We start from the raw sequence: 12,809 nt of genomic DNA on the forward strand, positions 1-12,809 counted from the left end.
ATGAGTCAAGAAACAATCGTAAATCTATCCCAAAAGGAAGAGTCAAAGAAAACAGGATTGATCTCAAAAGAAACCTTGCTTTCATTGCTGGAAGACGGATCGATCGATACGGTGAATCTAGCAATCTGTGATATGCAAGGGCGACTAATGGGAAAACGTCTGACGGCTGCCTATTGTTTAGAAAACAACCTCGATAAAGGAACCCATTTTTGCAACTATCTGCTTGGTACGGACTTCGAAATGAACACGCCTGACGGCTACGAAATGATGAACTGGGAGAACGGCTACGGTGACTGGCTCGCCCTCCCCGACTGGTCAACCCTCCGTATCGTACCTTGGGCGGACCGTACCGCCATCGTTTTTTGCGATGTGTACGATGAAAAGACCGGTGATCCCATCCCGATTGCGCCTCGCACCCTTTTGAAGAACCAAATTGAAAAAGCAGCAGCAAAAGGATTCGAACTCAACATGGCTAGTGAACTTGAGTTCTATCTGTTCAAAGAGTCCTTTGAAGACCTTCATCAAAAAGGCTATGAAGATGTTGAGACAGCTGGACATATTAACGAAGATTATAACCTTCTTCAAGGAACGCGAAACGAACCGTTTTATCAAAAAATCCGCCGGAAAATGGCTAAAGCAGATATCCCTATCGAGTCTTCTAAAGGTGAAGCATTTAAAGGACAGCATGAGATCAACATGCGTTATTCCGACGCATTAAACGCTGCAGACAACCACATTATGTTCAAACACGGCATGAAAGAAATCTGCATGCAAGACAATTTATCTGTCACGTTCATGGCAAAGCCAAACCACCAATGGACAGGCTCAAGCGGCCACATCCACCTGAGCCTATGGGACAAGCGCGCGGGCGAGAATATTTTTTATGATCCAGATAGCGGCAACCATAATATGTCTAAAACGATGCAGCATTTTTTAGCTGGGGTCTTAAAATACTCACGGGACTTTGCCCTGTTTTTCGCACCTTACGTTAATTCGTATAAAAGATACGCTCAAGAAAGCTGGGCCCCAGTTAACATCATCTGGAGTCATGACAACCGTTCATCCGGCTACAGAATTGTCGGCGACGGAAAAAGTCTCCGTATGGAAACACGTATTCCTGGAGCGGATATGAACCCTTACTTAGCGTACACAGCCCTGATTGGTGCTGGACTTCAAGGCATTGAGGAGGGCTTAGAGCTTGAACCTGAATTCAAAGGAAACGCTTATAAAGATAAAAACATCCCGCGTATTCCAGGTTCGCTATATGAGGCCATCCAATGTTGGGAAGATAGTGAAGTCGTTCAAAAAGTGTTGGGCGAAAAAGCAGCCTCCCACTACCTTTTTACAGCAAAACTAGAACAAAAACAGTTTGATCGTATCGTGACGAAATGGGAACGTCAGCGTTATTTCGAGCAGTGCTAGCAGATTATTTAAACTTGAGGAGGAACAACAGATGAGACTAAAAGACAAAGTATGCATCATAACAGGGGCCGGCGGCGGAATGGGAAAAACCGCTGCTGAAATGTTTGCAAAAGAAGGCGCAAGAATCGCAGTATTTGAGATGAACGAAAAAAGCGGCTCGGAGGCGGCTGAAGCGATTCGTCAAGCTGGCGGTGACGCGACCTACTTTTATTGCAACGTAACGGACGAAAAAAGCGTAAAAAAAGCCGTTGATGATACCGTAGAAAAATACGGGAAAATCGATGTCCTCTATAACAACGCCGGCGTCATGATTGCAGAGGATCACTCTGTCATTGATACTCCTGAAGACGCGTGGGACTTAGTTATGAACGTAAACGTTAAAGGGATCTATTTTATGTGCAAGTATGTCATTCCAGAAATGCAGAAGAACCAATCAGGATCGATCATCAACATTGCGAGCTTTGTCGCTTTCCTCGGGTGCAGCGTTCCACAAGATGCATACACCGCTTCAAAAGGAGCTGTCAATGCACTGACAAAATCACTTGCGATCCAGTTCCGCCCGGAAGGCATCCGTACCAATTCCATCTGCCCTGGACCAATCGAAACGCCTCTATTGATGGAATGGCTCGTGAAAGATGAAGAAGCAAAAAAGGTACGGTTGTCGCGACAACCGGCCGGTCGATTCGGAAAACCAGAAGATATCGTGTACGCAGCCATTTATTTAGCATCTGACGAGTCAGATTGGACGAACGGGGCGCTGTTAAACATCGACGGCGGGATTACATCGAACTATTTTTGATGATTTTGCCCGATTTCGGTGGTTGTAGCTGGTGCTCACCAGCCCCCATCCACAAAATTCACCGCTCAATCCAAAAGTTTGAGCGGTGAATCCAAATATTTTGGGGCTGAATCCACGAGTTTTGGGCTTCAATCCAAAAGTTTTCACTGTTTATCCACGAGTTTCAACTATGAACTTAAATTCGAAAGGAGTGTTTAAATTGGGGGAAGTAAATCACGAAAAGCAAGGGCTGCACAAAGCGCTAAAGCCCATACACTTATGGGCAATCGCCGTCGGTATGGTTATCTCAGGTCAGTACTTCGGCTGGAACTACGGGTTCGAACAAGGCGGAACGCTCGGATTAATGGCTGCCGCCATCTTCATCACGATTTTCTACACTGCTTTTATTTTCAGCTACTCAGAGCTTTCGACCTCCATCCCGCACGCTGGCGGACCTTCTGCTTATGCCAGGCGTGCGATGGGACCATATGCCGGTTTTATGACGGGGATCTCGGTTCTAATCGAGTTCGTGTTCGCCCCGCCAGCCATTGCCGTTGCGACCGGGGCGTACATCAATTTTCTAATCCCGGCGATCAACCCAGTTTATGCGACAGTTGCTGTGTTCGTCTTCTTCATTTTGATCAACATGATCGGCGTAAAAGGTGCCGCACTTATCGAGCTAGTCGCCACAATCATCGCACTCATCGGACTTGCTATTTATTTTGCTGCTGGCTCCACACACGTCCAGCTAGACTACATTTTTAACGAAAATGCACTTCCGAACGGATGGACCGGCATGTGGATGGCAATTCCATTTGCGATCTGGTTCTATCTAGCAGTTGAAGGCGGTGCAATGGCAGCTGAAGAAGTTCAGAATCCCAAAAAAGACATTCCAAAAGGCTTCATCGCCGGAATTTTAACACTCGCCATTTGTACGATTGGAACGCTCTTCATCACAGCCGGACTTGGCGGCGGTGTTGGGCAGCCTGCGGATAACCCGCTTCCACAGGCACTCGCTTCAGTTTACGGTGAAGGTCATTTCCTTCCAAAATTAGTTGCCGTTATTGGACTTGCTGGGTTAATTGCAAGCCTTCACGGAATCATCATCGGCTACTCACGCCAGACGTTCGCTTTATCTCGCGCTGGGTACCTGCCTAAATTTTTATCAAGATTATCAAAGCGTCAAATTCCAACTTGGGGACTTCTCCTCCCGGGCGGAATAGGTGTCATTGCAGCAGCAAACGCCACATTTGCCAACCAGCTGATTATCCTAGCGGTATTTGGTGCTGCGATGATGTATTGCTTAAGTTTGGTTTCCCTTTTTATCTTAAGAAAAAAAGAACCCAACCTGCACCGTCCGTTTAAAGTTTCCTACCCGCTCGTTCCAGGAGTGGCGATTGTTCTTGGGGTTATCTCGCTTTTCTGTGTAATCTATTACAGCGTGTTTAATCAATCCCTACCGCTTTTCGGAGTAAATGTACCCCTGCTCGGCGTGCTTCTCTTCATATACGGAGCTGCAACCGTCTATTATATTGCAGTCGGACGACACAAACTTCTTCCGATTGAAGAAGAGTTCGGTGTGTTTGATGAGCTGGAGGCTGATGAAGAACAGCATGATGAGATGATAAAAAGGGATGCTAAAATCGGAATGTAACTTACTAGTCCAGATGCTGAAATTCAATCAGCATCTGGATTTTTTTGTACTAAATTAAACACTTGTTTAATAATAAAAGGTTTTTAAAAATACTCATCGAATTTTTAATTTATCTTATTAGTAAAGAAGTGATAACAAGTGAAATATTATCAAAAGGATTTTTCTGCTGCTTTAAGAGTAGAAATTAAGAAGAGAGAACTAGAGTTGAAAAACCTGATTGAAAAGTTAATGATTCAGTATAAACCTTTACTCGCGAAAAATGATTTAAATCTTGATGCCTCATTTGACCAAGATGGCGAGGACCCTTTTAAGCCTGGATACAGTTCAGCTATATCATTGGGAATAGCTGATGACACCGGTGAACCGATCGATATACACATTATTAAAATATGGAATTGCGAACGTTCTTTCTTAGGAATACCCACTATAAAAAAACTCCCTGGAAGCAAAATTACAGGCGAACTACTTGATGAAACCTATGAGGAAATAACAGAAGAATTAAACGAATATTTTAGTGACTATTTAAATGAGTAGCATAAGTTAAAGAGTCAGTTCAGCAACTTGCATTTTATATAAATTCCGCTTTAAATCATTCATCATCCCCCCTCTCCCTGCATACAATGAGTTAATACATGAAATATGGTTAAGCCATTACCGAAAGAAATGGACAAATCATGTTTTGAAGGGAGAGATCATATGAGCGGATATCCGAACATGAGGGAGTTTTACCAGAAGGGGCTCATTCTTATCGGAGAGAATGATCGAGCGGCTCTTATGCAAAAATCAGGAGAAAACACTTCACACGAAGGGTCCACACACTGGCTCATCGCGATGGAAGGCAGCGAAAAGCAGCCAGACATTTATCAGTGGAAAGTTCTCATCTACCCATCTGATTCAAAAAAAGTAAACTGCTACAAGTCACCCTACTTCTCGTCACAGCACTTTTCATCCATACATGATGCCATAAACTATTCAAACGAACTGAGCCAAAAAGCACGCGAAGATCAGCTGAATACCCTCGAATAACCACATAGATAGATCACCAGTTTTACACTCGCTTTTCTTTTTACCCTGGATTGTGAAATAGTGTACATAAGCCCTCTCAACTACATAAAAATCTCAGACAGTGAAGTGGATCAGACACCAGTTCATTTTTATTATGTCTTTTTTCCATTTTTTATCTATAATTAAGTTATATTTTACCAAATAGGAAATGAGGATTTATATGAATGAAGCATTAAGAGGACCTGTTTTATTTGAAGAAGAACATATAGTCGTACAAAAAAATACAGAGTATTACGATGTGAAATGGGGCTATGTCGAAGATCCCGCAAGAAACAACACATGGAATTGGGCAGCCTTTTTCTTCTTCTCATTCTGGCTGACTTACCGAAAAATGTACAAGCCTTTTATTGTAATAAGCATCCTGCAGCTAATGTGGATGATTCCTTTTTCCATTATCGATATTCCGCTATGGTTTTACCTTACTTTTTATGTGACGGTTGCTTTTATCGTTGGACGAAACGCCAATCGCTGGTATTTCAACTATGTATCTAGTATCTCAAAACAAGCAAAATCTCTTACTATTTTAAAGCAGCCTGCCTATTTAAAAACAAAAGGCGGAACAAACACTGGGATGATGCTTGGGCTTAATGTCATTTTGGGTATACTTCTGTTTTTCACACTCGGCTTCTTATCTTCACTGCCAACGGAAACCAACATAAAGGATGTTGTGCGTTTGAATGATGAAGGGATATTTTTAGAAGACACGATGGTTAAACAAGGATGGACGTATGTGAAAGAAGAAGGATCCTATCATGTTGTAGAGTTTTCTGGTTATGATTCTATTAAAAATGAAGGAGTACGCATCGTTTTTCATGTATACCAAGAGAGAGATTTGTTTGAATGGAAAGAGGTTTATATCGACGGGAAAAAATTAAGTGAAAAAAAGTCTAAAGCTTATCAATTGCAAATAGAAAAAAAGTAATAAATATTTATTATTGATTTATTGTGACATTTTTATTTTTTATCCTTGTGTCGATTCTAATTCCACGCTTATCAATGTTATAAAAAAGGAGCGAAAACCTAGATGCTGTTTAAGCATATGCCTGATGAATATATCTGCCCTTTTTGTCTAGTAGTTAAAGGGGAAGAAGATGAAGAAAACAAGTTAGTACAAACCAAACAGGAAGACATTATTTATAAGGATGACTATGTAACCGCACTTATTGCGACTTTATGGTGGCCTAACAATAAAGGTCACGTTATCATCATTCCAAATAAACATTTTGAAAATATCTTTGACCTGCCAATAGATTATGCAGTTAGAATACATCAATTATCCCAACAAATCGCTTTTGCTCTAAAAGACTGTTATGAATGTGACGGCATCTCAACTAGACAGCATAATGAACCAGGTGGAAGTCAAGATGTCTGGCACTATCATCTCCATGTCTACCCTAGGTATCACAATGACAATCTTTATTTCACAAATGGCAAACTCAGTACAGCTAAAGAAAGATCAATTTACGCTAATAAACTTAAAAATTGGTTTAACACCTATAAGAGAATAGAGGAAAGTGTTTTATGAAAGATAAAAGCTGCTTAATATGCGAAAGAATTGACATGATTAAAACAAATACCAATCCCTATTTTGTTGCAGAACTAGAGACTGGATACGTAGTTATAGGAGATCATCAATATTTTAAAGGATATAGTTTATTTCTTTGTAAACAACATAAAACTGAGCTTCACTTTTTAGAAGAGGATTTTAAAAATAAGTTCTTAATCGAAATGAGCAAGGTTGCTGAAGCTGTATATAAAGCGTTTAATGTCGAGAAGTTGAATTATGAACTACTCGGAAATGGAGATTCCCATTTGCACTGGCATTTATTCCCGCGCAGAGAAAATGATGCTCCAGTTAAGGGACCTGTCTGGTGGGTTGATCGGGATGAGATGTTTGCCGAAGAAGTTAAGCCTTCACCAGAAGAATTAGAAGAAATGAAGGTAAGATTACTTAATGAGTTACAAAAGATAACACCCTTAATACACGCATAAATTAATTTGGTTATTAAACATCCCCCCTTGTTCTAAAAGAACATTTCACACGTTAATAATAATAAAAAGAACCCGCGTTGTGCAGGTTCTTTTTATTTTATTACTCCATCACTTATTGTTCCCTTGCAAAACCGCTTTAATCTCACTCGCTGAAATACGGCAATGGTTTTTGGAGGAAAAAACAAAAAAGAACAACCCTTTCAGGTCATCCTCTCCCTTTTTCCAGCCGTTATGTATTTGAAATTACTCGCTTTGATCGGTCACTTCCGACTTGTGCACTAAAATAACACGTGAAATAAACCTTTCTCCTACTTTTCTTATTTCTATATAATCTGACGTATAAACGTGAACTATGATATAAGGTTCGTCCTGATATGTAACAATATTTCCTTTTTCAATATGCATGCTTATCACCTTAGCTGTTAGTTGTCATAGATAATTATACCTAAAAGAGGACCTATGAAAATTGGGAAACATTGCGGATAAACGGGTTCAAATCTTGTGAAAATGATCACTGTTTCCCAACTTAGAATCATTCAACTTTCCTTATTAACTACTAAACAGCTTGATAAAGGTATTTTCCTATCATATTAAGTGTTAAAATCAAAGAAAAACGGCGGGGGTAAAAGAAATGCATCTTGGCGAAAAGATTCGGTACTTTCGAAAAGTCAAAAACTTATCCCAGCAAGAACTAGCGGCCGGGATCTGTTCTATTCCCTATTTAAGCAAAATTGAAAATGGTGTGACCGAGCCTTCAGATGAAATCCAGCAGCATTTAGCCGCTCGACTAGAAGTAAGACTTGAGTCCATTAACGAAAATGAGATGATTCAAAAGTATATAGATCTTTTTTATTCTCTTTATCAGAGAGATCATAAATCTGCAGAGGAAAAATTTAATGCTTTGGCAGCTTCCCCTTTGCAATCTGTCGATGATGATATCTTGCACAAGATTTTCAAAAGCATCTATATCATGATGACCAAACTAGAAACCCAAGGGGTTCACGAGTTGTTAGACGAAGTTTCTCATATAGGCAATGTGATGAAAGGGGAAAAAGCCTTTTATTACTTGCTCGCTAAAGGTCAGCTATCCTACTTTTCAAATGATTACGATGAGGCATTTCACTATTTCTTAAAGGCGGAAAAACAGTTAGTGAATCACAGCTTTCAAGAATGGGAAAAGGGATATTTGCTGTACATGATCGGACTAACAGCAAACCAGCTGTATAGAAATATTGTTGCTCTGGAATATACGGCGCGGGCATTAGAGATATTTGAGAAAAACTACTTCTTTAAGAGATGTGCGGATTGCAGAGTTATACTTGCAATCGTTCATCTTCGCGTTAAAAATTTCGATGAATCTGCTAATCAATTACTGCTTGCCGAAACCATTGCGAACACTTTTAATGACGATGTTTTACATGGAGTGATCAATCATAACTTAGGAAGCATCGCCACACATAAAGGTGAAGCAGATCAAGCTATCGAGCTCTATTCAAAAAGCCTGGAAGCAAAAGAAAAGGTGACCCTTTCTGCAAAAATAATGACGATCTTTGCACTAGTGAAAGAATACGAAAAGACCAATCAATCTGCAAAAGGTTTAGAGCTCATAGATACATGGCTGAAACAAGTTCAAACTGACCCGCTTAACCGCGGATTCGAGCTACATTTTCTCTATTTTAAACACTTGTTTAAATACGGTGAAATAAATGCTGATTTTATGATCAACGAACTGCTCCCCTACTTCGAGCAAAGGAACGAGTGGATTCACCTTGCCGATTATTATCCGATTCTCGGAAAATACTTTGAGAAGCAGCAAAAGTACAAACAAGCGAGTCATTATTATTCCTTGGCATTCGATGCGCTTAAGAATATGCATCAGGTTGGGGTTACGTACGTATAAGATGGGACAACTAAAATCATTATAGTTGTTCTTTTTTTATGGGTAGATGCATTTTTACGGTACGTTCTTTTAATCTGTTACACGTTCGCTCAAAAATTGTTCGCTACGCTCAGAATCCTTGATCTACGCTCAAAATGCTCGAGTACCACTCAAAACAGACGAGTATCGCTCAAAATACACCGCTTTTCGCTCAAACTTCACAAAAAAAGTGATTCATAAAAGCGGACTTCCCCTTATGAATCACCTCCTCAAAGAATATTCATCTAGATTCACGTCTATACTGCATACTATCGACTTTAAAGAAAGAAGATGGATGCCATATGGCCGAATCTCATAATGAATTCCTTAGTTCTGATCTAACGCAAAACTTAAAAATAATAGAAGAAAAAATGAAGCAGACGGCGGATTTAAAGCGAAGAAAGTTAACGTTTCATGGGGAAGCTATTATACTACTCTATCTTGATACGATGACGGATAAAGAATCGATCGAACTCCATATTATCGGTCCGATCAACAAACAAGAATCTGAAAGTATCGAGAATACATTAGGTACTAAACAATTTTCTATCATGACAACGTATAAAGACATTAGCAGCTCTATAGCAGAAGGTAATACTATTTTACTTACGGAAAACTGCAACATTGCTTATTCCATCGCAACCTTATCGGATGAAAAACGCGCGGTCAATGAATCATTGAACGAAAAAGTAACGATGGGTGCACATGATAGTTTTGTGGAAAGCGCCACTACCAATATATCGTTGCTTCGAAAAAGGCTAAGAACACCTGAATTCAAAGTGGAGTATCAAACTTACGGAACGGATACCAATGTTGAAGTCGCGATCTGTTATCTTGAGTCAAAAGTGGATCAGACTGTCCTTCATTCGATTAAAAGCAGATTAGAAAAAATTAAGAATGATGATCTCATTAACTCCCGGCAGATACAAGAGGCTCTTGAAGATTATCCATATTCGCCCTTCCCGCAATCCTTAAGAACGGAAAGACCGGATCGGGCAGTCTTTAATCTCTTAAATGGGAATACCGTAATTTTTCTTGAGCATGAACCTTCTGCGGTAATTACGCCTATATCTTTTTATTCCTTTTTAAGAAGTCCTGAAGATTATAACTCACGCTGGTTCGTTAACTTTTTTTATTATTCATTACGATTACTGGCTTTTATATTGTCGGTCACACTCCCGGCTTTTTATATCGCTGTTAATGCGTATCATTCTGCGATCTTGCCGGTGAGCACTTTTTATACACTCAAACTTTCCGTAATGAATGTCCCGTTTCATCCTTTTGTTGAAGCGATCATGATGCAGATTGTTTTGGAATTGCTGAAGGAAGCATCGGTCAGACTCCCATCAGCCGTTGCACAAACGATTGGTACAGTAGGGGCTATCGTGATCGGTTCGGCAATTGTTCAAACGAATTTTATTTCCAACACCATGGTTGTAGTGATCGCGGTTACAGCCGTTTCATCCTTTGTCATTCCAATCGGGGAAATGAGCACAAGCATGCGGCTCATGAGTTTTCCATTAATTTTCTTGGCAGCTATTTTTGGTTTTATTGGAATCGCATTTGGGTTAATGGTCTATACGACACACCTTGTAAAGCTGACTTCCGCTGGGAAAGCTTATGTGGAGGCACCTAAAATATTTCAGTCATTTCTAAACACACAGCCTAAAAATGGAAAGGGTGAGGATACGAATGCTCACGAATAAGAATTTATTTTTCTTAATCATACAAGCCCAGATCGGTATTGGTATCCTCGGTCTGCCCTATATCCTATATAACGATGTGCAGCAAGACGGCTGGATGTCTCTTCTGATCGCTGGAGTTTTGGCACAAGGAATCATCATCATACTTGTCGCGTTAAGCAGAACGTCACCGAAGGAAACGTTTTATGAACTTAACCTTAGACTTCTAGGGAATTTTTTAGGTAAAATCGTTAGCATATGTTATGTGTTATATTTTATTTCGTTTTCCATGCTGCTCATGATACTTGTTACAGATGTTATCAACACATGGATCCTTCATCAGACACCGCGATGGGCGATCATCTTAATGCTTTTGATTGCAACATCTTATATTGCGAAGGAGCAGCTATTGACTATTTCAAGATCGTTTCTCTTTTTTTCATTTTGGTTTATCGTCCTGATCTTTTTACTTATACTGGTCTACCCTCAAGATATTCATTTTGGAAGACTGCAGCCTATAGGTTCAAAAAGCTTTACAGAAATAATAAAAGCAAGTCCTGATGCATTCGTTTCACTTATTGGTTTCGAACTCATTTTATTCATCATGCCGTTGATAAAAAATCCTAAGAAAAGCTTGATGGTTCTCACGTTTGCCAATTTGTTTACCCTTATGCTGTATATATTCTTATTTATCACTTGTGTAATTTCTTTTAGCGGTGTGCAATTTAGCCTTATTCAAGAGCCGTTATTATACCTTTTTCGTGGTCTTTCATTTGAATTTGTTGAGAGTATCGATATCATTTTTCTTTCCTTTTGGATTATTCCCATATCCACAACACTTGTTATTCAGCTTTTTAATGCAAGCCTCGGTGTCCAGACATTATTTTCGATTCAAAGAAAAAAATCAGTGTATTTACTTTCGGGACTTTTATTATGCTTAGGTTTGTTGCCTATAAGCTTAACTGTGAAAGAATCACTGTCTAGTATCATGATCTATTTAAATATCATCTTTGTATTTATCTTTCCGGCACTTTTACTCATAATCGCTAAACTGAAGGGGATAAAAGGATGAAGACTAATTCTCGAAAAATAATCATTCTCTTATTCATTTTCCCTCTGCTGACCGGCTGCTGGGATCAAAAATTAATTGTGGACCAAGAAGTGATGAACGGTGTAAGTTTGGATTTAGAGGATAATAAGGTAAAGTCTACGATCGTAGTCCTTAACATCATACCAAAGGGAACAAACTTTTTTGACTTTAAAAATCAGATGTCTTCTGCTACTGGTTATTCTTTAGAAGATACATACCGTGAATTAAGAACGTATTATACGGGTCCTTTAACCGCTTCAAAGTCACGAATCATTTTGCTCGGAGAAAGTTTTGCGAAGAAAAATTTAAACGCCTATCTCGATTTTTTCTACCGTGTTCCTGATCCCTATTTAGGAAGTAAAGTAGCGATTGTAAAGGGTGTGGAAGCGAGTGAACTTTTATCAACAAAAGAGATCGGCACAAACCCTGTTGCCTTTGGCTTATATGAAATTATTGAAGCTGCCGAAGATAATTCTACAGTTACCAAAGGAACGCTGAACACATTATTTACTTATTTTAATGAAGAGGGAAAAGATTTTATCCTCCCCATCCTGGAGAAAAATGAGGGCAATATATTAGTTTCAGGAGCAGGTTTAATGAGTCATAATGGTTATTCTGGACAAATGATATCATTAAAAGAATGTTCCCTGCTTTTATTGATTATGGATAATTATGGGGAACTTGTCGATCTGGAAACCTATATGAATGATAAAAAGAAATTAAATAACCAAGTTTCTTATCGGATTTTGAAGGCAAAGCGGGAGTTAGATTTAAAGAAAGATGCTTCAGGAAAACCAATGGTTGATATTCATTTGGATCTTAAAGTATTGTTGCATCAATACCCCATAACCGAAAAAATAAGCTCAAAGCAGATTAAAAAGTTAGAAGAAACCATCTCTCGGGATTTAACGAAAAAATCCCAATCAATTATGAAAAAAACACAAAAAGCCAACAGTGATGTATTAGGAATTGGACGTGAACTAAAAGAAACAGATCCAGCAGCTTGGAAAGCTCTTGATTGGAGAGAAACTTATCCCACCATAAAGATAAATACGAGGGTTGAAGTGGCGATTGAGAAGACGGGGATACTTAAATAAAGAGGTTGTTGATTATAACAGTTACTCAATTATTGTTTTGATGCAGTTTACGGTACGTGTTCTTTTATCTATTACACGTTCGCTCAGAATCGTTGAGTTTCGCTCAAGAAC

12 protein-coding genes are annotated in these 12,809 nt (G+C 39.4%); all 12 read left to right on the top strand.

All coding sequences use genetic code 11. The annotated features are described in order from the left end of the window. The 12 genes from UN64_RS04940 (at position 1) to UN64_RS04995 (ending at position 12,698) form a co-directional block, all read left to right on the top strand. Positions 1-1,422 (top strand): glutamine synthetase family protein, encoded by a 1,422-nt coding sequence (locus UN64_RS04940; RefSeq protein WP_077360270.1) that lies wholly within the window; start codon positions 1-3, stop codon positions 1,420-1,422. Between the two features lie 31 nt (positions 1,423-1,453). Further along, complete coding sequence (locus UN64_RS04945; RefSeq protein ID WP_077360272.1) at positions 1,454-2,221, top strand: SDR family NAD(P)-dependent oxidoreductase; 768 nt, start codon at positions 1,454-1,456, stop codon at positions 2,219-2,221. Positions 2,222-2,420: 199 nt separating this feature from the next. Further along, the gene (gene eat, locus UN64_RS04950; protein ID WP_281249323.1) at positions 2,421-3,854 is read left to right on the top strand and encodes an ethanolamine permease; all 1,434 of its coding nucleotides are present in this window, start codon (positions 2,421-2,423) and stop codon (positions 3,852-3,854) included. Between the two features lie 138 nt (positions 3,855-3,992). Continuing rightward, positions 3,993-4,388: a hypothetical protein gene (locus tag UN64_RS04955; protein ID WP_077360276.1), complete on the top strand. Its 396-nt coding sequence runs from the start codon at positions 3,993-3,995 to the stop codon at positions 4,386-4,388. A gap of 162 nt (positions 4,389-4,550) precedes the next feature. Next, positions 4,551-4,880 carry a hypothetical protein gene (locus UN64_RS04960; protein ID WP_077360278.1) on the top strand — a complete coding sequence of 110 codons (330 nt, stop codon included), beginning with the start codon at positions 4,551-4,553 and terminating at the stop codon, positions 4,878-4,880. Between the two features lie 199 nt (positions 4,881-5,079). Beyond that, the gene (locus UN64_RS04965; protein ID WP_077360280.1) at positions 5,080-5,841 is read left to right on the top strand and encodes a DUF2628 domain-containing protein; all 762 of its coding nucleotides are present in this window, start codon (positions 5,080-5,082) and stop codon (positions 5,839-5,841) included. Positions 5,842-5,943: 102 nt separating this feature from the next. After that, entirely contained in the window at positions 5,944-6,444 is a 501-nt protein-coding gene (locus UN64_RS04970; RefSeq protein WP_077360282.1) for an HIT family protein, read from the top strand. Continuing rightward, positions 6,441-6,911 carry an HIT family protein gene (locus UN64_RS04975; protein WP_077360284.1) on the top strand — a complete coding sequence of 157 codons (471 nt, stop codon included), beginning with the start codon at positions 6,441-6,443 and terminating at the stop codon, positions 6,909-6,911. Before UN64_RS04970 ends, UN64_RS04975 begins: the two co-directional genes overlap by 4 nt. 631 nt (positions 6,912-7,542) lie before the next feature. Next, positions 7,543-8,811, top strand: coding sequence for a helix-turn-helix domain-containing protein (locus UN64_RS04980; RefSeq protein WP_077360286.1), 1,269 nt, complete (start codon positions 7,543-7,545; stop codon positions 8,809-8,811). A gap of 320 nt (positions 8,812-9,131) precedes the next feature. Continuing rightward, positions 9,132-10,535: a spore germination protein gene (locus tag UN64_RS04985; protein ID WP_077360288.1), complete on the top strand. Its 1,404-nt coding sequence runs from the start codon at positions 9,132-9,134 to the stop codon at positions 10,533-10,535. Continuing rightward, positions 10,522-11,583, top strand: coding sequence for a GerAB/ArcD/ProY family transporter (locus UN64_RS04990; protein ID WP_171978797.1), 1,062 nt, complete (start codon positions 10,522-10,524; stop codon positions 11,581-11,583). Before UN64_RS04985 ends, UN64_RS04990 begins: the two co-directional genes overlap by 14 nt. Then, positions 11,580-12,698 carry a Ger(x)C family spore germination protein gene (locus tag UN64_RS04995; RefSeq protein ID WP_077360292.1) on the top strand — a complete coding sequence of 373 codons (1,119 nt, stop codon included), beginning with the start codon at positions 11,580-11,582 and terminating at the stop codon, positions 12,696-12,698. The genes UN64_RS04990 and UN64_RS04995 overlap by 4 nt, the downstream gene beginning before the upstream one ends. Positions 12,699-12,809: the final 111 nt, after the last annotated feature.

It is taken from the genome of Fictibacillus arsenicus, from assembly GCF_001999465.1.
Lineage (GTDB): Bacteria > Bacillota > Bacilli > Bacillales > Fictibacillaceae > Fictibacillus > Fictibacillus arsenicus.

What these genes read in the sequence shown, in the direction of transcription:
- UN64_RS04940 (WP_077360270.1), top strand. Translation starts at nt 1, where the DNA reads ATGAGTCAAGAAACAATCGTAAATCTATCCCAAAAGGAAGAGTCAAAG.
- UN64_RS04945 (WP_077360272.1), top strand. Translation starts at nt 1,454, where the DNA reads ATGAGACTAAAAGACAAAGTATGCATCATAACAGGGGCCGGCGGCGGA.
- UN64_RS04960 (WP_077360278.1), top strand. Translation starts at nt 4,551, where the DNA reads ATGAGCGGATATCCGAACATGAGGGAGTTTTACCAGAAGGGGCTCATT.
- UN64_RS04965 (WP_077360280.1), top strand. Translation starts at nt 5,080, where the DNA reads ATGAATGAAGCATTAAGAGGACCTGTTTTATTTGAAGAAGAACATATA.
- UN64_RS04970 (WP_077360282.1), top strand. Translation starts at nt 5,944, where the DNA reads ATGCTGTTTAAGCATATGCCTGATGAATATATCTGCCCTTTTTGTCTA.
- UN64_RS04975 (WP_077360284.1), top strand. Translation starts at nt 6,441, where the DNA reads ATGAAAGATAAAAGCTGCTTAATATGCGAAAGAATTGACATGATTAAA.
- UN64_RS04980 (WP_077360286.1), top strand. Translation starts at nt 7,543, where the DNA reads ATGCATCTTGGCGAAAAGATTCGGTACTTTCGAAAAGTCAAAAACTTA.
- UN64_RS04985 (WP_077360288.1), top strand. Translation starts at nt 9,132, where the DNA reads ATGGCCGAATCTCATAATGAATTCCTTAGTTCTGATCTAACGCAAAAC.
- UN64_RS04990 (WP_171978797.1), top strand. Translation starts at nt 10,522, where the DNA reads ATGCTCACGAATAAGAATTTATTTTTCTTAATCATACAAGCCCAGATC.
- UN64_RS04995 (WP_077360292.1), top strand. Translation starts at nt 11,580, where the DNA reads ATGAAGACTAATTCTCGAAAAATAATCATTCTCTTATTCATTTTCCCT.